This is a genomic window from Streptomyces sp. ICC1, assembly GCF_003287935.1.
In the GTDB taxonomy this organism is placed as follows: domain Bacteria; phylum Actinomycetota; class Actinomycetes; order Streptomycetales; family Streptomycetaceae; genus Streptomyces; species Streptomyces tritrimontium.
Genome location: NZ_CP030287.1, coordinates 7,977,405 through 8,001,853 on the forward strand (window position 1 = coordinate 7,977,405; position 24,449 = coordinate 8,001,853).

A 24,449-nucleotide genomic window follows, 5' to 3' on the forward strand; every position below is an offset into this window, starting at 1 on the left:
GACATTCCATTCCACCACTCCCCCGCATCAGCGGACACCCTCGAAGGAACGCCATGCGAAGCCAGTCCACCACCCTGCGCACCAGACTCGTCCGCGGCCTCGGCGCCGCGACCGCCACCGCGGCCCTCGCCGCCGGACTCACCGCGTGCGGCGGTGACGCGAAGGCCTCCGGCACCGCGTCGGACAAGGTGACCGTCGGAGCCGTCTCCAACGGGGCCGCCCAGCAGGCCGAACTGTCCGTCCCGGTCGTCGAGTCCCTGCGCGCGCAGCTCCCCGAGGCCGTGCGCGAACGCGGTGAGCTGGTCATCGGGGTCGGCGCCCTGCCCGCCGGCTTCCCGCCCCTCGCCTACGTCGGCACCGACCAGAAGACCCTCACGGGCGCGGAGCCCGACCTCGGCCGCCTCGTTGCCGCGACCCTGGGCCTCAAGCCCGTGGTGAAGAACTCCACCTGGGAGAACCTCTTCGTCGGCATCGACAGCGGCAAGGTGGACGTGGCCTTCTCCAACGTCACCGTCACCGAGGAGCGCAAGAAGAAGTACGACTTCGCCTCCTACCGGCAGGACAACCTGGCCTTCGAGGCGCTGAAGGAGAGCACCTGGAACTTCGCCGGCGACCACCGCAACCTCGCGGGCAAGACGGTGTCCGTCAGCAAGGGCACCAACCAGGAGAAGATCCTCCTGGAGTGGCAGAAGAAGCTCCAGGCCGAGGGCAAGGACATCACGGTCAAGTACTTCCCGGACGCCAACAGCGTCTACCTGGCGCTGAGCGGCAAGAAGATCGACCTGAACTTCGGCCCCAACCCCTCGATCGCGTACCACGTCACCCAGACCGCCGGCGGCAACGCGCCCACGCGCAACGCCGGTTCGTTCTCCGGTGCCGGTGAAACCCTCCAGGGGCTCATCGCCGCGACGGCCAAGAAGGACAGCGGGCTGGCCAAGCCGGTGGCCGAGGCCATCAACCACCTGGCCAAGAACGGCCGGTACGCGCAGCTCCTCACCGCGTGGAACCTGTCCAACGAGGCCGTGACCACCTCGGAGGTCAACCCGCCCGGGCTGCCCGTCACCAACTCCTGAGCCCGCGGGCCGCATCCGGCCCGGGCCGCCAACGGAAAGGAGGGTTCCGCCCCCATGAGCACCACCACGACGGCGTCGGTGACCCCGCACGTCCTCGACAACCCGGCCTGGGCCTCGCTGTCCGGCCCGCACGCGGCCTTCGCCGAGCGGGCCAGCGGCCACGCGGCCCGCTACGCCCCGGACGTCGCGCCGTTCTCCGCCATCGCCGATCCCGACGACCCCAGGTCCTGGGACGCGCTGCGCTCCCTGACCGGTGCGGGCGGGGTCGTCTCGCTCGCCGGGGTGCTGACCCCGCCCGACGGCTGGGAGGTCCTCGGCTCGGTCGGGGGCGTCCAGCTGGTCGACGTGTCGCTGCGCGCCGAGCCGGCGCCCGAGGCCGTGCGGCTCGGACCGGACGACGTGCCCGAGGTGCTGGAGCTGATCGAGCTGACGAAGCCGGGGCCGTTCCTGCCCCGCACCGTCGAGCTGGGCACCTACCTCGGCATCCGCCACCGGGGCCGGCTGGTGGCGATGGCCGGCGAGCGGCTGCGCCCGCCCGGCTGGACGGAGATCAGCGCGGTGTGCACCCATCCCGGCCACCGCGGCAGGGGCCTGGCCACGCGCCTGGTGCGGGCCGTGGCCGCGGGCATCCGGGAGCGGGGAGACGTACCGTTCCTGCACACGGCCGCGAGCAATGCGGACGCGATCCGGCTCTACGAGTCGATCGGCTTCGCCGTGCGCCGCAGGCCCTCCTTCACGGCCCTGCGGGCCCCCGGCGGCGAGGGCGGGGGCCGGTCGTGAAGTTCCTGGCCATCACCCTGATCACCGACGGCACGGACCCGGCGACCGGGGCCCCGGTGCCCACCCGCGAGCGGTTCCGGCAGGTCGTCTCGGCCGCGGTGCTGGCGGAGGAGCTCGGCTTCGACGGCTTCGGCGTCGGCGAGCGCCACGAGCGGCCGTTCCTGTCGTCCTCGCCGCCCGTGGTCCCCGCTCCGGCGGATCTGGCACGAGGACAAGGTGACGGCCCGGCCGCGCTTCCGGCCCGCGCTGACCGCCGCCGAGGTGCTGCCCAGGCCGTACCAGCGGAGCCTGCGGGTCTGGCACGGCAGCGCCACGAGCCGGGACTCCGTCGAGCTCGCGGCGCGCCACGGCGACCCGCTCTTCTCGGCGAACGTGACCCACCCGATCGGTCCGTACGCCGAGCTGGTCCGCCACTACCGCGAACGCTGGGAGCACCACGGCCACGATCCGGCGCACGCGGTGGTGGGCGCGGGCACCGCGGGCTTCCACACGGCGCCCACCTCGCAGCAGGCGGTGGCCGCGTACCGGCCGGCGTTCAGGCGGTACCTCGCCGCCCACGCGGCGCAGGGCCTGGAACCGGTCTTCAGGACCCTGGAGGACTTCGTCGAGCGGAGTTCGGCCCTGATCGGCAGCCCGCAGCAGGTGATCGAGAAGGTGCACCGGTACCACGAGGAGCTCGGCCACACGGTGCTGCACCTGCAGGCCGAGCCCGGCGGGCTCACCGAGGCGGAGCACCGTGCCTCCCTGGAACTGTTCCAGTCCGAGATCGCGCCGGTGCTGCGCCGCTCGATCCCGGATCCGGTGTTCCCCGGCCCCGTCGGCCCGTGAGGGGCCCCGCCGGGCGGCGGGCGGGACGTCCGGCGGCAGCCGCCCGGGGTCGCCCGCGGTCGCCCGCGGCCGTTGTTGCCGCAACGTGGCAACCTTGTGGCAGTCGTGCCGGGCGGCCGCCGCGGGGGCGCCGCCGCGCCTAGGATCCCCGGCACGTGCCTCCGGTCTTCCGCCCGGGCCCCCCTCTGCCAAGGACCACGATCCGCCATGAGTGTTTCCGCCGCCCTGAGCGTGGGCGAGGCGTTCCCCCGCCTCCCCGAGCTGACCGTCGTCGACGTCCGTACTCCGGGCGAGTTCGCGTCCGGCCACCTGCCGGACTCCGCCAACGTCCCCCTCGACCGGATCGCGGGGGCGCTGCCGGAGCTCCGGCAGGCCTCCGCGCGCGGACCCCTGCTGGTGGTCTGCGCCTCCGGCGCGCGGGCGGACAACGCGGTCGCCACGCTGGCGTCCCACGGCATCGACGCCTCGGCCCTCGCCGGCGGCACCACCGCCTGGGTGGCCTCCGGGCACCCGCTCGTCTACCCCGAGGGCCGCTCGCGGAGCGTGTGGGCCATGGAGCGCCAGGTCAGGTTCACCGCGGGCGCCGTCGTGCTGCTGGGCCTGCTCCTCGGGCTCCTCGTCCACCCGGCCTTCCAGCTGCTGTCCGCGGGGATCGCGGGCGGCCTGGTCTTCTCCGCCCTCAGCAACACCTGCGGCATGGCGGTCGTCCTCGGCCGGCTCCCGTTCAACCGGTGGGGAAAGTCGCCCGCGGGCGACCCGCTCCCGCCCGTCGCCCCGGAGCCCGGAGCCTGACGCCTGAGACTGCCTAGTGCTGTGGCCGGGAAGGTTTGCCGGGTCGCGGTGTCCGGTGCGGTGCATCTCCCCCAGCTACCGCTGGGAGGGGCCCCCGGGCGGAGGGCCGCCGCTTGTACTGGACGTACTTCGGTGGTCCGACAACGCGGCGAGGTGCCGTGCCGGGCGCCGCGACCCGGTGAACCTTTCCGGTCGCAGAACTAGGCCAGTTCCGGTGGTACGGCCGCGCGCAGGGCCGCGGCGAAGGCGGCCACGGCGGGGTGGGCGCCGGCTCCGCTGCGGAAGGCCACCTTGGTGCGGCGCTCCATGAGGAGCGAAAGCGCCGGCCGGAGAATCATCGCCGTGGATCCCCGCAACACCTCCCGCGAGTGCCCCGAATGCGGGCACACCGCGAAGGAGAACCGCCCCACGCAAGACACATTCCACTGCCAGGCATGCGGCCGAACCGCGCACGCCGACACCGTGGGCGCGATCAACGTTTTGAACCGGGCCGGGCTGGTCCGCTGCAACGCCAACACGGCGTAACAGGAAGCCCCGTCATTTATGACGGGGAGGAGTCACCAGGTCCGGGAACTCCCTGATGGGCGGCAGCGGGACCCTGCCGCTCAGGACCGCCCGCAGCACGCCGCCGTCGAGCCGGGCCCCCACCAGGGCCGCACCGGTGTAGCCGCCGGCCCCTGACGCCTGTACCACCCGCCGTCCGGGTACTCCCGGCAGCCTCGGGGCCGGTGCCACCCGAAGCCTTTCTCCTCAAGGGAGGGTGGCCAGGCACCGCCACCGCGCGCGGCCCCCGACACGACGGGGCCCCGAATGGGCGCTATGCCCGCCCCCCGGCCATTGCTTGAGCACGCGTGTTCTGTTCACACCGTTGTCCCAGGAGTCCCCATGTCCTACCGCCCCCGCCTCCGCCTCCGCAGCGCACTGATCGGCGCGTGCACCGCAGCGCTGCTCGCCGGCTCCGGACTGCTCGCACTGCCCGCACAGGCCGAGAGCCCGTCGGCTCCGGCCGCCGCCGCCCAGAGGGATACGCGGCCGGAGGCGCAAGCCCTCACGTTCCTCGGCTACTACACCGACGCCTACAACGGGATCCACCCCGAAGGAAAAAACCGCACCGACGTCCGGGAGAAGTACCTCACGAAGGAGCTCGACACGACCCTCACCAACTGGGCATTCGAGAACCAGAAGGACCCGATCTTCCGCCGGAACGAAGTTCCCAAGTTCATCGATGCGAAGGAAGCGAGCCAGGCCAACGGCAAGGCCAAGGTCGTCGCGACCTACAGCTGGGAGAACGGCACGTCGAGCCAGATCTGGCTCACGGTGGACACCAACACCATGGACATCGAAGGTCTCACCGACCCCTCGTAAGCGCACACCCCGCCGCTCCGGCCGCCACCACGGGCGTCCGGAGCGGCGCCGCCCCGTCAGAGGCTGCGGACGAACTCCGCGAAGGCGGCCGGGGCGACGGTGAAGGCGGGGCCGTCGGGGACCTTGGAGTCCCGGACGGCGATGCGGCAGGGCTGGGGGGCGACCTCTACGCACTCGCCGCCGGTGTCACCGCTGTACGAAGACTTACGCCAGGCGGCGGTGCCGAGGGGGGCGCACTCGACGCAGTTGCCACCGGTGTCACCGCTGTACGAAGACTTACGCCAACGCGCGCCCGTCAGGTCCTGGATGCTGTCCATAGCGTTCCTCCATTACGCGGGCGATCCGTACAGCCGAGTCCTCCACCGAGAGGGCGGCGGCCTGCAAGTGATCGTATCGGAGTGAACCCTCCCTGAGCGCTTGTGGATTGGCCGTCATGTGCCCCTGCACGAAGTCCTCGGTGTAGGCGAGATCCGGATCATCGTCGAACCGGAGCAGTGTGAACTCGCCCAACAGGCCAGCGTGAGCGCCTACCTCGAAGGGAAGAATCTGCACCTTCACCCACTCCCGCTTCCTCAGGCTCAACAAGTGGGCGAGTTGGTTTTGCATGACGTGCCGACCACCGATCTCCTGGTGCAGCACCGCCTCGCTCAGCACCACCCACATCAAGGGCGGGTCCGTCCGGTCCAAGATCCGCTGCCGCTCCATACGGGCAGCCACCCGCGCATCGAGATTCTCGTCGCTGCGAACACCCAGGAGCGCCCGCGCATACTCCTCCGTCTGCAGCAGCCCGTAGACCAGCTGTGCGTGGAACGTGGAGACATACGCCGCCCGTGCTTCCATCTCCGCGTAGGGCTGGAACCACGTCGGCAGTTGGCTCCGCAGCACCAGGCCCACCAGTCGGGAGAACACCCCGCCCGTGTTCAGCGCCGCGTCGATCCGTTCCGAGAAGTCGCGGGTCGGCACCTTCCGCGCCGTCTCGATCTGCCCGATCAGCGAGCCCGCGCAGAAGACGATGGCTCCCAGCTGCCCCTGTTTGAGCCCGGCTTCCTCCCGCAGGCGGCGCAGTTCCGAGCCGTAGTAGTCCAGCGGAGAGGCGCTGGGGTCGAGGCTGCGGATGTTGACCATGGAGCGGTCACCCCCAAGTTCACGCGGTGCGGCGTTCGTTTCGGTCCATAGCCGAGCGTAACCACGCCGCTCCAGCCTGGTGGCATGAATCACACAACATGCCACTCCACCAGCGAAGTTGACGCCACCTACCGCATGGGCTTCACCGTCGGTGACCACTCCGCCCGGCACATGCGCCGCATCCTGCGCCTGTTCCTGACCCAGTGGGAGCTGACCGCACTGGCCGACGCCGCCGAGCTCGCGCTCACCGAGCTCGTCGCCAACGTCGTGCGGCACGTCCCCGGCCGGGACTGTGTCGTCCTCATCCTGCGGCAGCCGGACGGGCTGCGCGTCGAGGTGTCGGACGGCTGCCCGGCGCCCCCACGGGTGGCCCGTGAGGCGGGCGGCGGGGAGCTCTCGGAGAGCGGGCGCGGGATGCTGCTGGTCGAGGCGGTGGCCGACCGCTGGGGCACGGACCCGAAGCCCACCGGCAAGACGGTGTGGTTCGAGTGCGACGCCCCCGGCCCCGCCGACTCCTGAGGCCTGACACACACGGCGCGGATCCGTACAACCATTCGGCGAAATCGCCGGTCTACCTGGCGACTCCCTGCTGAATCGAAGGACCGTACATGCGCCCGTACCTGCGGAACACCCTCGCCATCCTCACCGTGGCCGCCGTCACCGGCGGCGGCCTGCTGCTGCCCGTCGCCTCGGCCTCGGCCGCCCCCGTGCCCGCCCCGGCCCCGAAGGCCGACTTCAACGGCGACGGCTTCGCGGACGTCGTCGTGGGCACGCCGGGCGCGGCGGTCGGCGAGGTCCGCGCGGCCGGCCAGGCCGTCGTGCTCTACGGGTCCGGCGCCGGACTGGCGCCGGCCAAGCGCCAGTTGCTCACCCAGGACTCGCCCGGCGTCCCCGGCGCTCCGGGGGCCGGGGACGCCTTCGGCAGCGTCAGCGCGGTCGGCGACTTCGACGGCGACGGCTTCTCCGACCTGGCGGTGACGGCCCGCGGCGAGTACAACAACGCCGGCCACCTCTCCGTCATCTGGGGGTCCAAGAACGGCCTGAGCAGCGGCGTCGCGCTCGCCGACCCCGACAAGCTCCCCGTCCAGACCCCGCAGAACCGGCGGATCTGGGGCGCGAAGCTCGTCGCCGGGGACTTCGACGGGGACGGCAAGGACGAGCTCGTCGTGGGCGCCGCGGCCAACGCGGCCGTGAACGGCACGCTCTACACCTACGAGAACATCGCCCGGACCGGCGCTCAGCCGGCGCCGGTGAAGACGGCGCTGGGCTTCCGCCTCACGTCCTCCTCCGAAGGCATCGCGGCCGGGGACGTGAACGGCGACGGCCATGACGACCTGGTACTGGCCGGCACCGCCAACAGCCTGAACCAGTACGTGCCCGGCAGCCCGGCCGGCCTGGTCCCGGCCGCCGCGAAGCCCGTCGGCCCCGGCGACGGCCAGGCCGTCGGCGACATCAACGGCGACGGGTACGGCGACATCGTCATCGGCAACCGGTACGGGGCCAAGGGCGGGCAGATCCTCGTCTCGTACGGTTCGGCGGCCGGCCCGTCCGCGACCCCGGTCGCGATCGACCAGGGCACGCCCGGGGTTCCCGGCGCGGACGAGCAGAACGACGGCTTCGGCGTCTCCCTCTCGTTCGGCGACGTCGACGGCGACGGCTACCAGGACCTGGCGGTCGGGGCCTACGGCGAGGCCCTCGACACGGTCACCCCCACCGGGACGACGTCGGTCTCGGTCGCCGGATCCGTGTTCCTCTTCCGGGGCTCGGCGGACGGCCTCGTCACGAAGACCGGCGTGCAGGCGATGTCCCGCAACAGCGCGGGCGTGCCCGGCGACGCCCGGCGGGCCGAGCAGTTCGGTGTCGAGGTCAAGCTGACGGACACCAACAAGGACGGCAAGGCGGACCTGATCGTCGGCGCGTCCGACGCGGACGGCGTCAACGCCGGCTCGGTCACCTACCTGCCGTCCAGCGGCACGAAGGTCGGCGGGACCGGCTCCCTGCAGATCGTCCCCGCCCAGGTCGGCCTGACCCCGTTCGGAGGCCTCTCCTTCGGCGCCCACTTCAACCACTGAGGGCCGGGGGGCACGGACGTGCGCGCCCGGCGACCCGGGCATGGTGCCTTACCCGCCGGTAAGGCACCATGGGGCGCCGGCGGACCCCGCCCCGCACACCCCATCCCCTTCTGGAGGAACGCCATGGCCACCCCCAAGCCGGAGACCCTCGCCGCCTTCGAGGCCGCCAAGGGGTTCATGCCCGTAGGGGAAGGGCTCGCCCTGTACGAGGCGGCCGCCGGGGCCGCGCGGCTCGGGCTGCCGCTGCTGGAGGTCGGGACCTACTGCGGGCGCTCCACGATCCTGCTCGCCGACGCCGCCCGCGAGGCCGGGGTCAGCGCGCTGACCGTCGACCACCACCGCGGCAGCGAGGAGCAGCAGCCGGGCTGGGAGTACCACGACCCGACGGTCGTGGACCCGGAGGTCGGCCTGATGGACACCCTGCCGACCTTCCGCCGGACCCTGCACCGGGCCGGTCTGGAGGAGCACGTCATCGCGATCGTCGGCCGCTCCCCGCAGGTCGCCGCCGCCTGGGGCGGCAAGCTCGGCCTGGTCTTCATCGACGGCGGGCACACCGACGAGCACGCCACGGGCGACTACGAGGGCTGGGCCCCGCACGTCGCCATGGGCGGCACGCTGGTGATCCACGACGTGTTCCCCGACCCGGCCGACGGCGGCCAGGCCCCGTACCGGATCCACCAGCGCGCCCTGGCCTCGGGCGCCTTCGAGGAGGTCTCGGTGACCGACTCCCTGCGCGTCCTGCGCCGCGTCGCCGAAGGCATCTGACCCGACCTCCGCCGGGCCCGGGCGCCGCGCCGGGCCCGGTCCCGTGTCCCGTACGGCGCCCATGTCCCGTACGGCGCCCCGGGCGCTCGGCGGCTCCGGCCCGAGGCCCCCGACCCCGCGAGCCCCCGGCATATAAGCGCACCGCGCCCCCGGATGGCCCAGGGTCCGTACGTACGACCGACCCTCGGTCTAGCATCGCCGGGTGCGCTACGAAGACAGCCCCCCGCCGCTCCCCGAGTCCGCCTCTTCCGTGAGCCCGGACCGGCCCTGGTACGCCCGCCGGTCCACCCTGGTCGTCGCGGCGGCCGCGCTCGCCCCGGCCTGCCTCGCGGGGTGGGTGCTGACCGAGGTGCTCGGCGGCGGCGGGACCGACGACTCCCGCCCGCCCCGGATCGTGATGCCGCTCGCCTCCCAGGTGTCTCCGGGCGCGGCCGCCGGCGCGGGCCCGGCCGCTTCCGCGAGCGCGTCCCCCTCGCCGGGTGCGAGCACGTCCGCCTCGGCGAGCGGCGGGTCGGCTTCCGCGGGCACGTCCCTCGCCGGCCGGGTCGTGGCCATCGACCCCGGCCACAACACCGGCAATTTCAAGCACACCAAAGAGATCAACCGCCAGGTGGACATCGGCACCAACCGCAAGGAGTGCGACACCACCGGCACGACCACCAACTCGGGCTACATGGAAGCCGAGTTCAGCATGGACGTCTCCAAGCGCCTGCGCACGATCCTGGAGGCCCAGGGCCTCAAGGTGGTCCTCACCCACGAGGCGGGCCCCGAACGCCCCTTCGGCCCGTGCATCGACGAGCGCGCCCGCATCGGCAACGCGGCCCAGGCCGAAGCCGTCGTCTCGGTCCACGCGGACGGGGTCTCGGCCGGCAGCCGCGGCTTCCACGTCATCCTCCCGGCCAAGGTCAAGGGCGGCGGCGCCGACACCGCGAAGATCGTCGAGCCGTCCCGGCAGCTCGGCGAGCGGATCGCCGGGAACTTCGCGCGCACCACCGGTTCGGCCCCCGCCAACTACCTCGGCAGCGGTACCGGATTGGTGGTCCGCGACGATCTCGGCGGACTGAACCTGTCGACCCGCCCCAAGGTGTTCGTCGAATGCGGCAACATGCGTGACGCCAAGGACGCGGCGCAGCTGTCGAGTCCGGAGTGGCGGCAGAAAGCGGCCCAGGGCATCGCGGACGGCATCGTCGGGTTCCTCGGCGGGTAGCCCCAACGGGCCGCCTTCCGGGGCGGCCCGCAGCCCCGACCCTCTCGGCCGCGGTGGACCTCCGTACCATGGTGCCGCCCGCCCACTCCGTCATGGCGTGCGACCACGGCACCACGAGACGACGAGACCGAGAAGGACACCTAAGACGTGAATATCCGCTCCCTCACTCGAGGCGACGGCGTGGTGATCGGAGCAGCGGTACTGCTGTTCATCGCCTCGTTCCTCGATTTCTACTCCGCGACCAGCATCGACACCCCGAGCGTGTGGGACACCGACGCCTACCGGCTGGCGCTCCCGAGCATCTTCCTGCTCGCCTTCATCGCGGTCGGGCTGCTCCTCACCGCCCGCTTCCAGCCCGCGGGCCGCCAGCTCCTCGGCATCCCGTTCCAGGCCTGGGGCGCCGTGCTCGCCGTGTCGGCCGCCTGGTCCGCACTGTGGGCCCTGATCACCTGCCCGACCGGGATCGACCTGGGCGCGGGAGCCGTCCTCGCCTTCCTCGCCACCGCGGCGCTGGCCGGCGTGACCCTGTTCGGCGCCAAGATCCCCGCGCTCGCCGGCCAGCTGGTCCCGGACCCGAAGCCCGCGGCCGCGGCCGTCCCGCCGTACGGCGGAGCGCCCCAGCAGCCGGGTGCCGGCTACGGCTACCCGGGCGGCCAGGAGCCGCAGCCGTACGGGGCCGCCCCGCAGCCGGTCCCGCCCTACGGCGGCTCCCCGGAACGTCGACGGCCAGGCCGACCGAGCCGCGGTGCCCGCCGTCGGGGGCGGCGCCCTCGGAGCCGTAGCGCCAGCCCGAGGGGCCCGGGGCGCAGTGGAAGTGCTCCTCGCCGAGGGCCGTGCGGTCGTGCGGCTCGCGGCGCGCGTCGCCGCCGCGCGCGGTGCCTCCGGCGGGGGTGGCGAACATCCGGGCGGGGCGGCTGGCGAGTTGGGCGAGGTAGCGGGCGTGCGTGGTCTGGTTGTGCTGGATGTAGGCGCCGGCCTGTTCCAAGGCCAGGGGGAGGAAGCCGAGTTCGGCGGCAAGGTGCGCGGCGTCCTGCCGGTCCCGCTCGCCGGTCTGGCCGGTGATGTTGATGAGGAGTTCCACGGCGGCGTCGGGAGCAAGCACGTCCAGGGCAATGGGGTGGGTGGTCAAGTGGTGCCATCCAATAGCGCGACGAGTGGTGATCAGATGGTGGCCACCGGCGAGTTGGCCGATGAGCGGGGCGATGTGGTCGGGATGTTCGGCATTGTCCACGATCAACAGCCATCCGGGGTGGGCCTGCAGCCAGCCGGTGGCCCATTGTGCGTGGTGCTCGGTCGTGGTGTCGGGGAGGCTCCTGCGGGCCGGGTGCAGGCGCAGGGCCAGTTCCGCGAGCCCGGTTTCGATCGTGTCGGGGCTCGACGCGGTGAGCCACCACACGAGCGTGTACTGGTCACGGTGGGTATGGGCGTAATGCAGGGCAAGGGTACTCTTTCCGACCCCGCCGAGGCCGTGGACGGCCTGCGTCACGACGGCGGCCGTGCCCCGCATGGCGGCCCACAGTCTCCGCATCTCGTCATCTCGACCAAAAAAGAGGGCACTGGCGGGCAGGGGAAGGTTGTTCAGCCCCGCGGAGGCCGCCACTTCGGCAGGTGACGAGAACGCCTCGCGCGGCAGGATCTGGGTGCGCGCGTCGATGCTCGCCCGGTCACCCGTGCTGATGACCCCGCCGTTCACGCCGGCGGCCACGGACCGCGGACCCGAGGCCCCGCCGGGCTGCGCGGGCGCGGGGGGCTCCAGCCCCGGAACGGGGGCGCTCACCGCTGGACGCGGGCGTTGTCGCCGGTGCTGATGACCCCCGAGCTGTCCCGGACGGCCACGGAGCGTTCGCCGGACGCGGTGATGTTCACACCGGCGCCGCCCAGGAGCCGGACGAGGTCGCCGGCCAGAGTCGGGTCCGCGGCCAGGGCCTCGCGGATCTGGACCCGCAGCGCGGCCTGGACGTCGGGGTCGTGGGGCGATTCCGCCATGTCGTCCAGAGCCTGCCGGATGCCGGGACGGCCGGCTTCCCGGTGCCAGATGCGCTGCAGGATGCGCTGCCCGAGCGTGAGGGTGGCATCCGCGCCGGCATCGGTCGCCCGGGTGAACACGGCCGTGCCGTAGGCGCCGGCCGCGGCGGTGACATAGGGCGTGATCTCATTGGCTATCGTCAGCACGTCCATACTGCCCCCGTCGCAGTGTTACGGCACATCAGATATCGGTGGACCGATGATGCCATCCCGGGGCTTTGCGCGAGAGATATCGGCAATGCCGAATCTGTCCGGACGGATGTGCCGGCCCATACGCGTGAGAAGAAAAGCAACTGCAGTGACGGAACACGACTTGAGGAATTGCTGCCGCCTCATGATGCTGCCGGGGCCGGGGCTTTCAGGAATGGGTTGACGGGTCTATTTGAACGCATCGGTCAGCGTCTGCCCGGGGGCGGGGTGGTTCGGTGGGACGCGTCGTGCGCCGTGAGGGCGGCGGCCAGGTGGCGCGCGTCCGTGGGGTCGGTGGCGTCGCGGCCGGTGAGCAGGCGGATCCGGCCGAGCCGGTAGGTCAGGGTGTTGCGGTGCACGGTGAGGGCGGCGGCCGCCTCGGTGCGGCGGTAGCCCGCGGCGATGAACACCCGCAGGGTGTCGATCAGATGGGGCTGACCGGCGAGGCCGTCCAGGGTGCCGGCCAGCGCGTCCCGGGCGGGGCCCGGCCGCACCAGCTGGTACTCGACGGCGAGATCGGCCAGCCGGTAGAGCCCCGGGGGGCGGCCCAAGTCCTCCGCCAGCGTGAGGACTTCGGACGCCTCCGCCTGCGCACCCGGGATCGCTTCGTGGTCCTCGGCGGTGGCGGCGGCCGCCGTGCAGCGCAGTGCGGCGGCCGCGTCGAGCCGGGCGAGCAGCCGGCGGGTCGCGCCGTCCTGCCCGAGCGGGACGAGCAGCGCTCCCCCGTCGCCCTTGAAGGTGGCCAGCACCTCGGGGTTCCGGTCGAGTTCGGAGCGCACGGCCCGCAGGATGCGGGTCGTCGCGCTCCCGGGGGCCTCCGGGAGCCGCAGGACCACCACTTCGTACCGCTCGGCCAGCGTGCGCCCGTACCGCTCCGCCGCGCGCCGGGCGGGACGGCCGGCGAGCAGCACCCCGGCGAGGTTGCGGCCGTGTTCGCGCTGTTCCCAGTCGAGGTCGGCCTGCTCCCTCAGGTACGCCTCGGCGACCTTGGGCATCACCTCGCCGAGGAAGGCGAGCAGGCCGGTGACCAGGGCGTACGGGTCGGCAGCGGGCTCGGGACCGGCCGTGGCGAGCTCCCAGGCCTGGCGGGCGCCGAGCGGGTAGACCCGTAGCACCGCTTCCAGGGGTACGCCGTCCCGGGCCCGTTCGGCGCCCCAGGCGATGGGCGCGGCCAGTTCGTGTTCGGCCGGCGGGCGCCCTTCGGCGGCGGTGGTGAGGAAGAGCCGCAGCACGGCCTCGGTGTTCGCGATGAGATCGCCGCCGAGGATGCTGTCGGGCAGCAGCCGGTAGGCGGGGATCTCGGTGGTCAGGCGGGAGACGGTGGCCGCGGCGATCTCCGGCACCCGCGGCAGCAGCGAGGCGGCGAACCCCGGCGGGATCCGCCCGCCGGGATCCGGTTCGCGCCCGCGTTCGGCTTTCTCGTCCATTCCCGCATTGTCGCCGTGCACAAACGCGGGTGGAAGCATTCTGCGCGTACCGCCAGGGGACAGCGGCGGCGGGCCGGAGCATTCTGTGCAGTCCGACCAGAGCACCACACCCCCCGTCAGGAGATGTCGTATGGCACACAGCACCCGTGCGTCGCGGACCCGCCGATGGCTCGTCAGGGCGGGGCTCCCGCTCGCGCTGCTGTTCGGCTCCGCCTTCCCGGCACACGCCGCCGCCGACGGCGGAGCCGGCGGCATCAACGACTTCTCCTGCCGGCCCAGCGCCGCGCACCCCGAGCCGGTGGTGCTGCTGCACGGCACCTTCGCGACCTGGTACGAGGACCTCAACTTCCTCCAGGCCGACCTGGCGGCCCGCGGCTACTGCACCTTCGCCCTCACCTACGGCGCCTACGAGGGCTTTCCGCTGGTCGGCGGGTTGAAGCCGGTCGCCGTCTCCAACCTGGAGATCAAGGCGTACGTGGAGAAGGTGCGCGGCGCGACCGGCGCCGCCCAGGTCTCCGTCGTCGGCCACTCCGAAGGCGGCCTCCAGGCCCTCTACCTGGCGAAGATGCAGGGCATCCAGTCCCACATCAAGGCGGTCGTCGCCATCGCGCCCCCCACGCACGGCACCAACGCGGCCGGCCTGCTGGACCTGGGCGACAAGCTGCTCGGACGGCAGACCATGGAGCGGATCGTGACGACGATCGGCATCCCCGTGCTGGCCGACGAGGTGCCGGGCGGTCCCGCCATCCTGGCTCTGAACAACGGCCCGGTGGCCCAGCCCGGGATCTCCTACACCATCATCTCCTCGCGCTACGACGAGCTCGTGACCCCGACCGAGACGGCGTTCGTCCGCGAGCCGGGGGTCAGGAACCAGTACGTGCAGGACTTCTGCCCCTTCGATCCGGTGGGCCACATCGGCGAGGCCTACGACCTCAACGTCTGGCACCTGGTGCGCAACGGCCTCGACCCGCGCCGCGCCACCCCGATCCTGGTGTGCGCGGTCGGCTCGCCGGGCTAGCCGTCTCTCTCGGATCTTGCCTGGCCTGCGGGCCGTCCTACGGGAGCGGCGCGCCCCGGGCCGTCAGCCAGAGCGAGTACCACTCCTCGTGGCTGAGGTCGGGGGCGCGCAGCGCCGCGTCGCGGCAGGCGCGGATGCGGTCCGGGCGGCCGGTGCCGACGACGGGGGCGATCCGGGCCGGATGGCGCTGCAGCCACCACAGCAGGATCGTCTCCGGCGTGGTGTCCTTCGCCTTGGCCAGCGCGATCAGGAGTTCGGCGGTCGCGTGCTCCCGTGCGCTCTCCTGCCGTCCGGTGAAGCGGCCTTGGGCGAGTGCTCCCCAGGCCTGGAGGCGGACGCCGTTGGCCACGCAGTACTCGACGGTGCCGGCCGGGAAGCCGACGGAGGCCGCTGCCGGGGTGTTGACGAGGACTCCGTCCTCGAGCCAGTCGCGCCGGTCCAGGCTCATTTCCAGCTGGTTGGCGACGAGCGGGAAGTCCAGGTGGCGTTGCAGGTGGGCGCTCTGCGCCGCGTTCATGTTGGAGACGCCGAACTCCCTGACCAGGCCTTGGCTCCGCAGCGAGGTGAGGGCGCGGGCCGTCTCGGCCGGATCGGCCAGCGGATCGGGCCGGTGCAGCAACAGGACGTCGATGACGTCGGTGCGCAGCCGGGTGAGGCTCTCCTCCACGCGGCGGGTGACGGTGTCCCCGCGCAGGTCGTAGATGCCGGGGCGCTCGCCGTCGGCGAGGCGGATCCCGCACTTGGTCTGGAGCGTGACGCGCTCTCGCAGGCCGGGTGTGCGGGCGAGCACCTCACCGAAGACGGCTTCCGCCTTTCCGTGCCGGTAGATGTCGGCGTGGTCGAACATGGTGATGCCGCTGTCGAGGGCGGCCTGGATGGCCGCCTCGGCGTCGTCGATGTCCTCGGGCCGGTACGGGCCGGGCTCCCAGCTCCCGCCGAGGGCCATGCAGCCGTATATCAACCGGGTTTCGCCTGTCACTGATGCGGTGGTCGTCGCCATGCGTCCACCCTATGAGGCGGACGCCTTCCACAGCACCCGGTCCCCGTCCAGGATCACCAGCTCTCCGGTGGGGCGCAGCAGCAGGCGCGCGCCCGGGTGTCCGGTGGTGCCGCTCGACCAGGCCGGCTTGCCCTCGGCGGTGCGCAGGACCAGTTCGCCGTCCTGGGTGAAGACGGCGTCGTGGCCGGCGCCGCCCGCGTCGCTGTGCCACGTACGGCCGCCCTGGGCGTCGAGCAGGACGAGGTCCCCGGCGCTGTCGAGGGTCAGGCGGGCCTTGCCCGCGTCGAGGACGTCGCCGGTGCGCAGGACGGACCCGGCGTGGAACTCGATGGAGTCGTCGAGCTCTCCGGTGGTCAGGGCGCGCAGGACGGGGAGGGAGGGGCTGAAGGCGTAGACGGAGCCTTCCGTGCGCACGTAACGGCCGAAGTAGAGGGTGTTGGCCCGGCTGCCGTCCCCCGAGGGGGTTTCGAAGGCGCAGGCCGAGTCCGGACCGAGCACGGGGTCGGCGCCGGTGCGCGGGTTGCGGCCGGCCGGGAAGTCCTGCTCGTTCAGCCACTTGCGCGCGACGAGCTCGAACTGGCCGACCAGGTCGGCCTGGTGGCATACGAAGACCAGCCCGCGGGATGCCTCCGGGCCGTGGTCGGCGCCCAGTTCGGGGTGGTAGACGGGGCCGTACGGGATGCCGCGCCGCATCAGGCGGCGGCCGTCGAGCTCGGCCACGCCCAGCGGCGGGCGGCCCGGGGTGAGGACGAGGCCGTCGCGCGGGTTGCCCTTGCGGATGTGCGCGAAGAGCGGCATCCGCCAGCCGTGCGGGTCGGCGCTGTAGTCGAGGGTGGCGTCGGGGTCCACGCCGGGCTCGCGCGGCTGTTCGGCGGCGGGGCAGACGGCGACGGGCATCCCGCCCGGCCAGCGGCCCATGAGGCGGGCTCCCAGCCACTCGCGGCCGGCGTCGGCGGGTGCGGCGCCGGCCCGCTGGAGTTCCGCGAGCCGCAGGGAGACCTGCGTCCACCAGCCGGGCACGTCCTGCGCGAGGCGGCGTACGACCTGGAAGGATCCGCCGGTGGCCCATGCGGGCAGGGCGGTGGGGCGCCGGCCGACCCGTTCGGGCCCGACGATGAACTCGCCGGCGGGGATCAGCCGGGTGCCGGGCTTGCCCAGCACGGTGGTGCCGGTGGCCGGGTCGGGCTCGTCGAAGCCCCGTACGCCGGGCTGGCTGATGCAGTCGGCGAAGCCGAAGTGCTCGTGTCCGCGCAGTTCGCCGGGGAGGGTGGCGCCGTTCTGGCGGAAGAGGACCGCGGCGCCGGACTTGGTGGCGGCCTCGCGGTGTTCGGCGACGGCGGTGGCGAGGCGTTCGGGGTCGTCGGCGGCCAGGGTGAGGACGGCGTGGACCGCGCGCCCGGGCTCCTCCGCGCCGAACAGCCAGGACGGCGGGGCACTGGTGCCGGTGTCGCCGAGCTGCTGGGCGCGGACGGCGGCGCCCTGGGTGAAGGCCTCGGCGTTCGAGCCGGCCGGGGCGGCGGGGAAGGGTTCCCGGCCGGCGAGCAGGCGCAGCCCCGGGTGGGTGAGGCTGAGTCCGGTCCACAGGCAGGACATGGATTCCGGGTCGATGCCGCCCGCGCGCTCGCGGGCCCTGCTGAAGGCCTTGTTGAAGCGTGCCACGTCCTCGGTGGTGGAGATCGAGGGCAGCAGGCGCTTCAGCCACTGGCGGGCCTGGACGGCGTCGCGGAAGTGGAGGAAGAGCAGGGATACGTGGTCCTTGCGGAATCCGGCGAGGATGTCGCCCTGGCTGTGGCGGTCGGTGCGCAGCGGGAGCGGGTCCGGGGCGGCGGCCGCCCGCGGAGGACCGGCGGCCGCCGCCGCGGCCGGACCGGCGGGGGCGCCGGGGCCGGCCGGGGCGGACCAGGCCGTCGGGGCGAGGCCTGCGGTGAGGCCTGCGGCGGCGAAGGCCGCGGCCTGGACCACGGTCCGGCGGGCGGGTCCGGTGGGCCCGCGACTCCCCCGTCCCCGTCCCCGTCCCCGTCCACGCCACCGGCGGCGTCCATGCCCCCGGCAGCTCCGCCCTCCGCGTCCAGGGCGTCGGCGTCGGCGCCTGGCCCGTCGACGGCGTCGGCGTCGGCGTCGGGCCCGTCCACGGCGTCGGCGTCGGCGTCGGCGTCCATGCCTGGCCCGTCCACGGCGTCGGCGTCGGCGTCGGCGTCGGAGTCGGAGTCGGCGTCGGTCCCATCCACGGCCCACCGGACCGCGCCGGGCCTGTCCACGGCCCGCCGGACCACGCCCGGTCCGCCCACGCCCCGCCGCCGGGTCGCCGTCGTCGGCGTCGCCCTCTCGGACTGCGGCCGGGTCGACGGGCCCACCCCGTACGCCCTGCACGCACAGGCCGCCCGCCGCGCGCTGGCCGACTCCGGCCTCGACCGCTCGGTCATCGACGGCTTCGCCTCGGCCGGCCTCGGCATCCTCGCGCCCGTCGAAGTGGCCGAGTACCTGGGCCTGCGCCCCACCTGGGTCGACTCCACCTCCGTCGGCGGCTCCACCTGGGAGGTCATGGCCGCCCACGCGGCGGACGCCATCGCCGCCGGCCACGCCAACGCGGTCCTCCTCGTCTACGGATCCACCGCGCGCGCCGACATCAAGGCCCGCCGCCGGACCTCGAACCTCTCCTTCGGCGCGCGGGGACCCCTGCAGTTCGAGGTCCCGTACGGGCACACGCTGGTCTCCAAGTACGCGATGGCCGCGCGGCGCCACATGCACGAGTACGGCACGACACTGGAACAGCTCGCCGAAGTCGCCGTCCAGGCACGGGCCAACGCGGCCACCAACCCGGACGCGATGTTCCGCGACCCGATCACGGTGGACGACGTCCTGTCCTCGGGCATGATCGCGGACCCCTTCACGAAGCTGAACTGCTGCATCCGCTCGGACGGCGGCTGCGCGGTGCTGCTGGCGGCGGAGGACTACGTACCGGACACCGCGAAGGAGCCGGTCTGGATCCTGGGCTCGGGCACCTCGGTCTCGCACACCACGATGTCGGAGTGGGAGGACTTCACGGTCTCCCCGGCGGCGGTCTCGGGCCGCCAGGCCTTCGCCCGCGCGGGACTCACCCCCGCGGACGTGGATCTGGCCGAGATCTACGACGCCTTCACCTATATGACCCTGGTCACCCTGGAGGACCTCGGCTTCTGCGCGAAGGGCGAGGGCGGGGCCTTCGTCGAGAAGGGCCGCCTCCTGCGGGACGGCGAACTCCCGGTCAACACGGACGGCGGCGGCCTCTCGGCCTGCCATCCCGGCATGCGCGGGCTGTTCCTGCTGGTCGAGGCGGTACGCCAGCTGCGCGGCGAGGCGGGCGAAGGCCAGGTCCGCAAACCCGACGGCGCCCTCCCCCGGGTAGCCCTCGCCTCGGGCACGGGCGGCTGGTTCTGCTCGTCGGGAACGGTGATCTTGGGCCGGGGATGACCCTGCCGCTCTCGGGATGCGGTATGCACCGGATGGGGTGATGATCAAGTGAGGCGGCGCCGTGCCCTCGAGGCCGGCGAGGGGTTTCCCGTCCGCCCTGGTGCCGCGATATGGGCGGCGTTTTCGACGCACTCGACGCCGGGCTTCCTCACCGAGGAGGATCCGTGACACATCTGGCTCGGATTCCGCTGGAAGGCGGGGGCTCCCTCCTGGTCGAAGCTCCGGCCACGGCTCAGGGGCCTGTGAAGGCAGGGCGCGTCGGCGACGCCATTCGCGACCTGCCGGGAAATCTGCAAGAGGCCCTCGGCTCGGTCGCCGAGGCATCGCGCGCCACGCTCGACCAGCTGCGCAAAGCCGGCCCTGACGGGATCACGATCGAGTTCGGCGTCGACCTCGCGGTCGAGGCCGGCGCCGTGATCACCAAGAGCAGCCTCAACTCCCACTTGAAGGTCACCATGATGTGGGCGAAGGACCGTCCCGGGCGTCCCGGTGCCGACGGGCCCGAGGACTGATCCCGTGAACACCACTGGGAACGGTGGCAACGGCGGCAACGGCCCGAACGGTGACCGCCCCTCCGGGCTGCCCTTCGCCGTCGCCCAGATCCTCGGACCGGACGACGAGGTGGCCGGGGCCGGATTCCTGGTCACCGAGGACATCCTGGCCACCTGCGCGCACGTCGTACGAGCCGCCGGCAGCGGGCCCGGCGAGACCGTGCGGCTGCTCTTCCCACACGTGGACGGCGCGCCCGGGGCGGAGGCTCTCGTCCTGGAAGAGCCGTGGCGTGACCCGGAGGCCCAAGACGTGGCCATGCTGCGCCTGAGCGGTACGTCGAACTGGCCGGCGCCGTTGGCGCTGGGTTCGGCGGCGGGCTGCGGGGGTCACCGGGTCCGCTCGTTCGGGTTCCCCGCCCAGGCTCCGCCGGGCGGTCACTACGGCTACGGCGCGGCCGGGGACCTGCTGCCGGCCACCGAGAACAGGGGTGTCCATCTGCAGCTGACCGGCGCGAACGACCTGACCACCGGATTCAGCGGCGGGCCGGTCGTGGACGAGGGGACCGGCCTGGTCATCGGCATGGTCACCGAGATCACCACCCCCGACGAGAACGAGCGGGGGCAGGAGATCGCCTATGTCACCCCCACGCAGGTACTGCGCGAGGTGTGGCCCGAGCTGACCGAGCAGGACGTGTGCCCCTACCGGGGACTGGAGTCGTTCACCGCGGAACACGCCCAGTGGTTCGAGGGCCGCAAGGACGCGGTGCGGCAGGTACTGGCGAACCTGGCCGAGCAGCGGGTCACCCTGCTGCTCGGGCCCTCCGGCTCGGGCAAATCCTCCCTGGTCCAGGCCGGTGTCCTGCCCGCCCTCGCCGCGGGCGAACTGCCGGGCAGCGACATGTGGTCGTCCGTGCTCGTCCGGCCGAGGCAGGACCTGCTCGCCGAGCTGGAGCGTGCCGGACTGCTCGGGGCGGACAGCGACGGGATCGCCGCAGCCGTGACCCACAAACTCGCCGCCGAACCGGGCTGTCAGCGCCTCGTACTGATCGTCGACCAGTTCGAAGAGTTCTTCACCCAGCCCTCCACCGGCCGGCAACTGGAACGCCGTCTGGCCGCCACGGAGCAGATCACCACCGCGGTCAGATCACACGCCGCGCTCTCCGTGATCCTGATCATGCGCGACGACTTCTACCCTCAGCAGGCCGCCCTGGCACCCAAGCTGCTGGAAGCCGCGATGCCAGGACTCCTCAACATCCCGGGCACCCTGAGCCAGGAGGATCTGCACGACATCATCACCCGGCCCGCCGAGAACGCGGGCGCCCACTTCGAGCTCGGGCTGCCCGAGCAGATCATCACCGACGTCCTGGCCACCACACCCGAGGGCACCACGACCCGCTGCGCGCCGGTCACCGTACTGCCCCTGCTGGAGCTGGCACTCAGCCAGCTGTGGCAAAGGCGCAAGGACGGATACCTCACGCACGACGCCTACCAGCGCATCGGCCAAGTCACCGGAAGCCTGACCACCTGGTGCGAAACCGCCCTCACCCAGCTGCCTCCCGACCGCTTGCCCATCGCCCAGCGCATCCTGACCTCCCTGGTGCACTCGGCCGATCCCCACCGCAACATCCCCGCCGTCCGTGAGCAGGTCCCCTTGCACGACCTGCGCGACCTGGCAGCCGACGTCAGCGGGGGAAGCGACAGCGGCAAAGACATCGACGAGGTCCTCGCCACCCTCACCGGTCATCGCATCATCACCACCCACACACCCCGCGTCTCCCTGGTCCACAACACCCCTCCCGCTCTGCCGGTTGCCGAACTGATCCATGACGCACTCATCCGCGACTGGGCCACCCTGCGCGAATGGGTCAGGCAGGATCACCGCTTCCAGGAGTGGCTCGACAACGCCCGCGCGTGGCAGGCCCGCTATGCCGAAGGCAACCACCCCGGAGACCTGCTCGGCGGAACAGCGCTCGCGGAAGGCCTGGAATGGTCCCAGCAGCGCCGACTGCCGGGCGACATCGCCGCCTTCCTCACCGCCAGCAAGGAACACCAACAGGCCGCCATCCGGCGCAGCAGACGCCTCAACGCGATCCTGGCCTCCCTCCTCGTCCTCGCGCTCATCGCCGCGGGAGGAGCCGTCTGGCAGTGGCGGGCAGTCATCAACGAGGAGAACGAAGCCCTCTCCCGCCAGCTCGCCGGCCAGTCCAGCATGCTCATCGGCACCAGCCCCGACCTCGCCTCGCTCCTGGCCATCCGGGCCTTCCGCACCAATGGCACGTCCGAGTCCGAGGAAGGCCTGCGGAACGCCGCGGCCCTCCCACTACAGCGACGCTTGGACGGCCACACCGCCGAGTTGCGCTCGGTGGCGTTCAGCCCCGACGGAACCACCCTCGCCACCAGTAGCAACGACGGCAGCGCGCTGCTCTGGGACGTGAAGACAGGCAAGACCGTCGGCGAGCCGCTGGAACACGACACCAAGGTGGGATCCGCGGTATTCAGCCCCGACGGAGACACACTCGCCACCAGCAGCGAGGACGGCACCGCACAGCTGTGGACCGTGGAAACCGGCAAGCGCCGCGGCGACCCGATGGAACATGCCTCCTGGGTCAACCAGGTGGCGTTCAGCCCCGACGGAACCATCCTCGCCACCGCCGGCGACGACGGCAAAGCGCAGCTGTGGAACGTGGAAACCGGCACGCGCCGCGGCAACCCCATGGAACACACCGACTCGGTGTGGTCGCTGGCGTTCAACCCCAACGGACGCACCCTCGTCACCGGCACCCACGACGGCGCCGCGCTGCTGTGGGACGTGAAAACGGGCAAGACCCTCGGCAAGCCGATGGAACACGCCGGAACGGTGTATTCAGTGGCGTTCAGTCCCGACGGACACACCCTGGCAACCGGCAGCGTCGACGCCAACGTGGTGCTGTGGGACGTGGAAACCGGCAAGAAGCGCATCTTGGTGGGCCACACCGACGCGGTGTATTCGATGGCGTTCAGCCCCGACGGACGCGCCCTCGCCACCGGCGGCGCCGACAACAGCGTGGTGCTCTGGGACGTGAAAACCGGCGCGATCCTCACTGTCCTGGCCGGCCACACCGCCATTGTGCGTTCGGTGGCGTTCAGCCCCGACGGAACCACCCTCGCCACCGGCAGCGACGACACCACCGTGCGACTGTGGGACGTGGGCACCGTCGACACCCTGGCCGACGACACCCAGGCCGTGGTCTCGGTGGCGTTCAGCCCCGACGGAACCACCCTCGCCACCGGCAGCTACGACGGCACAACGCGACTCTGGGACGTGACAACCGGCAAGGCCCGCGAACCCCTGACCGGTCACACGGACAGCGTGAACTCGGTGGCGTTCAGCCCCGACGGAACCACCCTCGCCACCGGCAGCAACGACAACACCGCGCGGCTGTGGGACATGGACACCGGCAAGGCCCGCGAACCCCTGACCCATCACACGGACTGGGTGACCTCAGTCGCATTCAGCCCCGACGGAACCACCCTGGCCACCGGCAGCCGCGACGCCACAGCGCAGCTGTGGAACGCCGAAACCGGCACGAAACTCAGTGTATCGATGGAACACATCGGGACGGTGAGCTCGATGGCGTTCAGTCCCGACGGACGCATCCTCGCCACCGGCAGCACCGACAACACCGCTCGGCTGTGGGACGTGGACACCGGCGCACTGATGGACACCCTGACGGGCCACACCGGACCAGTGGGCTCGGTGGCGTTCAGCCCCGACGGATCCACCCTCGCCACCGGCAGCAACGACAACACCGCGTGGCTGTGGGACATGGACACCGGCGATGGTCGCACCCTCCCCGGCCACATCGGATGGGTGAACTCGGTGGCGTTCAGCTCCGACGGAACGCTCGCCACCAGTAGCGCCGACACCACTGTGCGGCTGTGGGATGCGGAAAAGGGCAAGACCCTCGCCACCCTGCCCCAGTCCGACGTGCTGTTTTCGGCGGTGTTCAGCCCCGACGGATCCACTCTCGCCATCGGCAGCAACAACGGCACCGTCCGGCTGCACCACCTCGACCTGCACGACGACCCCGAGGATGCGATCGACGACATCTGCCGGGCCATCAACCGCGACCTCGGCGAGGAGGAACGGACGGCATACCTGTCCGGTCAATCCGCCGGCACCGCGTGCCCAGCGCCTGAGCCGGCCCCGCCGCCCGGGGCTAGGCTCGCGCCATGACCAGCGAGACCGCACCCGACGACGACTTCCACACCACTCTGCACTCCCTGCGCGTCTGGGACGGCCCGCTGCCCTCCTTCGACCCGGCCACCGCGCCGGCGGAGCCGCTGGCGCTCTTCCGGGAGTGGTTCACGCACGCCGCCAAGGCGGGGCAGCCCGAGCCGCACACGATGAGCCTGGCGACGGTGGACGCGGACGGGCGGCCCGACGTACGGACGCTGATGCTGCACGACGCCGACGAGCGCGGCTGGCACTTCGCCTCGCACTCCACCAGCCGGAAGGGGCGGCAGCTGGCCGGGCAGCCGGAGGCCGCGCTGGGCTTCTACTGGCCGTCCGTGGCCCGCCAGATCCGTATCCGGGGCCGGGTCACGGCGTGCGACGCGGCGGAGAGCCGGGCCGACCTGGCGGTCCGCTCGCGCGGCGCGCTCGCGGCGGCGCTGACGGGCCGGCAGAGCGAGGTGCTGTCCTCCCCGGAGGAGCTGGCCCGCGCCTCGGCGGCGTCCTGGGACCAGGCGGGCACGGAGCCGGACGCCCCGGCGCCGACGTGGACCCGGTACGTGCTCGCCCCCACCGAGGTCGAGTTCTTCCAGGGCGACGCCACCCGCCGCCACACCCGCCTCCGCTAC

The 24,449-nt window shown here is 72.5% G+C and carries 21 protein-coding genes and 2 pseudogenes; 16 read left to right on the forward strand and 7 right to left on the reverse strand.

All coding sequences use genetic code 11. From position 1 onward, the window contains the following. The first annotated feature begins 53 nt into the window (after positions 1-53). The 4 genes and pseudogenes from DRB96_RS37320 (at position 54) to DRB96_RS37335 (ending at position 3,473) form a co-directional block, all read left to right on the forward strand. A complete protein-coding gene (locus DRB96_RS37320) occupies positions 54-1,073 on the forward strand; it encodes a transporter substrate-binding domain-containing protein (protein ID WP_112452394.1) in 1,020 nt (339 codons plus the stop codon). Positions 1,074-1,127: 54 nt separating this feature from the next. After that, entirely contained in the window at positions 1,128-1,853 is a 726-nt protein-coding gene (locus DRB96_RS37325; RefSeq protein WP_112452395.1) for a GNAT family N-acetyltransferase, read from the forward strand. After that, positions 1,850-2,681 (forward strand): annotated as a pseudogene (locus tag DRB96_RS37330) (LLM class flavin-dependent oxidoreductase). The gene DRB96_RS37325 and the pseudogene DRB96_RS37330 overlap by 4 nt, the downstream one beginning before the upstream one ends. A 207-nt stretch (positions 2,682-2,888) precedes the next feature. Beyond that, entirely contained in the window at positions 2,889-3,473 is a 585-nt protein-coding gene (locus DRB96_RS37335; protein ID WP_112452396.1) for a rhodanese-like domain-containing protein, read from the forward strand. Positions 3,474-3,673: 200 nt separating this feature from the next. Here DRB96_RS37335 and DRB96_RS37340 read toward each other — a convergent pair whose 3' ends face one another. After that, positions 3,674-3,811, reverse strand: a complete 138-nt coding sequence (locus DRB96_RS37340) for a hypothetical protein (protein WP_204358131.1) — start codon at positions 3,809-3,811, stop codon at positions 3,674-3,676. Positions 3,812-3,815: 4 nt separating this feature from the next. Here DRB96_RS37340 and DRB96_RS37345 point away from each other — a divergent pair, with 4 nt between their 5' ends. Both DRB96_RS37345 and DRB96_RS37350 read left to right on the forward strand, forming a co-directional pair. Next, positions 3,816-3,998 (forward strand): transposase, encoded by a 183-nt coding sequence (locus DRB96_RS37345; RefSeq protein ID WP_239517813.1) that lies wholly within the window; start codon positions 3,816-3,818, stop codon positions 3,996-3,998. Between the two features lie 360 nt (positions 3,999-4,358). Next, a complete protein-coding gene (locus DRB96_RS37350; protein WP_112452397.1) occupies positions 4,359-4,838 on the forward strand; it encodes a hypothetical protein in 480 nt (159 codons plus the stop codon). 56 nt (positions 4,839-4,894) lie between these two features. Here the strand turns inward: DRB96_RS37350 and DRB96_RS37355 are convergent, their stop codons facing one another. Together DRB96_RS37355 and DRB96_RS37360 are read right to left on the reverse strand one after the other, a co-directional pair. After that, positions 4,895-5,155 (reverse strand): DUF397 domain-containing protein, encoded by a 261-nt coding sequence (locus DRB96_RS37355; RefSeq protein WP_112452398.1) that lies wholly within the window; start codon positions 5,153-5,155, stop codon positions 4,895-4,897. Then, positions 5,115-5,963, reverse strand: coding sequence for a helix-turn-helix transcriptional regulator (locus DRB96_RS37360; protein ID WP_112452399.1), 849 nt, complete (start codon positions 5,961-5,963; stop codon positions 5,115-5,117). Before DRB96_RS37360 ends, DRB96_RS37355 begins: the two co-directional genes overlap by 41 nt. A gap of 84 nt (positions 5,964-6,047) precedes the next feature. Here DRB96_RS37360 and DRB96_RS37365 point away from each other — a divergent pair, with 84 nt between their 5' ends. The 5 genes from DRB96_RS37365 (at position 6,048) to DRB96_RS45445 (ending at position 11,619) form a co-directional block, all read left to right on the forward strand. Then, the gene (locus DRB96_RS37365; RefSeq protein WP_239516275.1) at positions 6,048-6,482 is read left to right on the forward strand and encodes an ATP-binding protein; all 435 of its coding nucleotides are present in this window, start codon (positions 6,048-6,050) and stop codon (positions 6,480-6,482) included. Between the two features lie 89 nt (positions 6,483-6,571). Further along, positions 6,572-8,035, forward strand: coding sequence for an FG-GAP-like repeat-containing protein (locus DRB96_RS37370; protein WP_112452401.1), 1,464 nt, complete (start codon positions 6,572-6,574; stop codon positions 8,033-8,035). A gap of 123 nt (positions 8,036-8,158) precedes the next feature. Then, on the forward strand, positions 8,159-8,800 hold the full coding sequence (locus tag DRB96_RS37375) for a class I SAM-dependent methyltransferase (RefSeq protein ID WP_112452402.1): 642 nt from the start codon (positions 8,159-8,161) through the stop codon (positions 8,798-8,800). Between the two features lie 202 nt (positions 8,801-9,002). Next, positions 9,003-10,007 carry an N-acetylmuramoyl-L-alanine amidase gene (locus DRB96_RS37380; protein WP_204357914.1) on the forward strand — a complete coding sequence of 335 codons (1,005 nt, stop codon included), beginning with the start codon at positions 9,003-9,005 and terminating at the stop codon, positions 10,005-10,007. An 808-nt stretch (positions 10,008-10,815) separates the two neighbouring features. Next, positions 10,816-11,619 carry a hypothetical protein gene (locus DRB96_RS45445; RefSeq protein ID WP_239517814.1) on the forward strand — a complete coding sequence of 268 codons (804 nt, stop codon included), beginning with the start codon at positions 10,816-10,818 and terminating at the stop codon, positions 11,617-11,619. A 161-nt stretch (positions 11,620-11,780) separates the two neighbouring features. On the opposite strand, the gene DRB96_RS43415 is transcribed toward DRB96_RS45445, so the two are convergent. Beyond that, positions 11,781-12,185, reverse strand: coding sequence for a hypothetical protein (locus DRB96_RS43415; protein WP_162688673.1), 405 nt, complete (start codon positions 12,183-12,185; stop codon positions 11,781-11,783). A 242-nt stretch (positions 12,186-12,427) separates the two neighbouring features. Then, on the reverse strand, positions 12,428-13,648 hold the full coding sequence (locus tag DRB96_RS37400; protein WP_112452404.1) for a helix-turn-helix domain-containing protein: 1,221 nt from the start codon (positions 13,646-13,648) through the stop codon (positions 12,428-12,430). A gap of 130 nt (positions 13,649-13,778) precedes the next feature. Here DRB96_RS37400 and DRB96_RS37405 point away from each other — a divergent pair, with 130 nt between their 5' ends. Then, the gene (locus DRB96_RS37405) at positions 13,779-14,666 is read left to right on the forward strand and encodes an alpha/beta fold hydrolase (RefSeq protein ID WP_112452405.1); all 888 of its coding nucleotides are present in this window, start codon (positions 13,779-13,781) and stop codon (positions 14,664-14,666) included. A 37-nt stretch (positions 14,667-14,703) separates the two neighbouring features. Here the strand turns inward: DRB96_RS37405 and DRB96_RS37410 are convergent, their stop codons facing one another. Continuing rightward, on the reverse strand, positions 14,704-15,666 hold the full coding sequence (locus DRB96_RS37410; protein ID WP_239516271.1) for an aldo/keto reductase: 963 nt from the start codon (positions 15,664-15,666) through the stop codon (positions 14,704-14,706). Positions 15,667-15,675: 9 nt separating this feature from the next. Further along, positions 15,676-17,628: a peroxidase gene (locus DRB96_RS37415; protein WP_239517815.1), complete on the reverse strand. Its 1,953-nt coding sequence runs from the start codon at positions 17,626-17,628 to the stop codon at positions 15,676-15,678. 195 nt (positions 17,629-17,823) lie between these two features. Between DRB96_RS37415 and DRB96_RS37420 the strand changes: the two genes are divergently transcribed. From DRB96_RS37420 to DRB96_RS37435, 4 genes and pseudogenes are all read left to right on the forward strand, one after another. Beyond that, a complete protein-coding gene (locus DRB96_RS37420; protein ID WP_239516414.1) occupies positions 17,824-19,116 on the forward strand; it encodes an acetyl-CoA acetyltransferase in 1,293 nt (430 codons plus the stop codon). 164 nt (positions 19,117-19,280) lie between these two features. Further along, positions 19,281-19,628, forward strand: coding sequence for a CU044_2847 family protein (locus tag DRB96_RS37425; protein ID WP_112452407.1), 348 nt, complete (start codon positions 19,281-19,283; stop codon positions 19,626-19,628). Positions 19,629-19,632: 4 nt separating this feature from the next. Next, positions 19,633-23,823: a trypsin-like peptidase domain-containing protein gene (locus DRB96_RS37430; protein ID WP_239516415.1), complete on the forward strand. Its 4,191-nt coding sequence runs from the start codon at positions 19,633-19,635 to the stop codon at positions 23,821-23,823. After that, positions 23,820-24,449: pseudogene (locus DRB96_RS37435) on the forward strand (pyridoxal 5'-phosphate synthase); the annotation flags it as partial. The gene DRB96_RS37430 and the pseudogene DRB96_RS37435, both read left to right, overlap by 4 nt.

Coding starts and splice junctions, on each gene's coding strand:
- DRB96_RS37320 (WP_112452394.1), top strand. CDS start 54: ATGCGAAGCCAGTCCACCACCCTGCGCACCAGACTCGTCCGCGGCCTC.
- DRB96_RS37325 (WP_112452395.1), top strand. CDS start 1,128: ATGAGCACCACCACGACGGCGTCGGTGACCCCGCACGTCCTCGACAAC.
- DRB96_RS37335 (WP_112452396.1), top strand. CDS start 2,889: ATGAGTGTTTCCGCCGCCCTGAGCGTGGGCGAGGCGTTCCCCCGCCTC.
- DRB96_RS37340 (WP_204358131.1), bottom strand. CDS start 3,811: ATGATTCTCCGGCCGGCGCTTTCGCTCCTCATGGAGCGCCGCACCAAG.
- DRB96_RS37350 (WP_112452397.1), top strand. CDS start 4,359: ATGTCCTACCGCCCCCGCCTCCGCCTCCGCAGCGCACTGATCGGCGCG.
- DRB96_RS37355 (WP_112452398.1), bottom strand. CDS start 5,155: ATGGACAGCATCCAGGACCTGACGGGCGCGCGTTGGCGTAAGTCTTCG.
- DRB96_RS37360 (WP_112452399.1), bottom strand. CDS start 5,963: ATGGTCAACATCCGCAGCCTCGACCCCAGCGCCTCTCCGCTGGACTAC.
- DRB96_RS37365 (WP_239516275.1), top strand. CDS start 6,048: ATGAATCACACAACATGCCACTCCACCAGCGAAGTTGACGCCACCTAC.
- DRB96_RS37370 (WP_112452401.1), top strand. CDS start 6,572: ATGCGCCCGTACCTGCGGAACACCCTCGCCATCCTCACCGTGGCCGCC.
- DRB96_RS37375 (WP_112452402.1), top strand. CDS start 8,159: ATGGCCACCCCCAAGCCGGAGACCCTCGCCGCCTTCGAGGCCGCCAAG.
- DRB96_RS43415 (WP_162688673.1), bottom strand. CDS start 12,185: ATGGACGTGCTGACGATAGCCAATGAGATCACGCCCTATGTCACCGCC.
- DRB96_RS37400 (WP_112452404.1), bottom strand. CDS start 13,648: ATGGACGAGAAAGCCGAACGCGGGCGCGAACCGGATCCCGGCGGGCGG.
- DRB96_RS37405 (WP_112452405.1), top strand. CDS start 13,779: ATGGCACACAGCACCCGTGCGTCGCGGACCCGCCGATGGCTCGTCAGG.
- DRB96_RS37410 (WP_239516271.1), bottom strand. CDS start 15,666: ATGGCGACGACCACCGCATCAGTGACAGGCGAAACCCGGTTGATATAC.
- DRB96_RS37420 (WP_239516414.1), top strand. CDS start 17,824: ATGCCTGGCCCGTCCACGGCGTCGGCGTCGGCGTCGGCGTCGGAGTCG.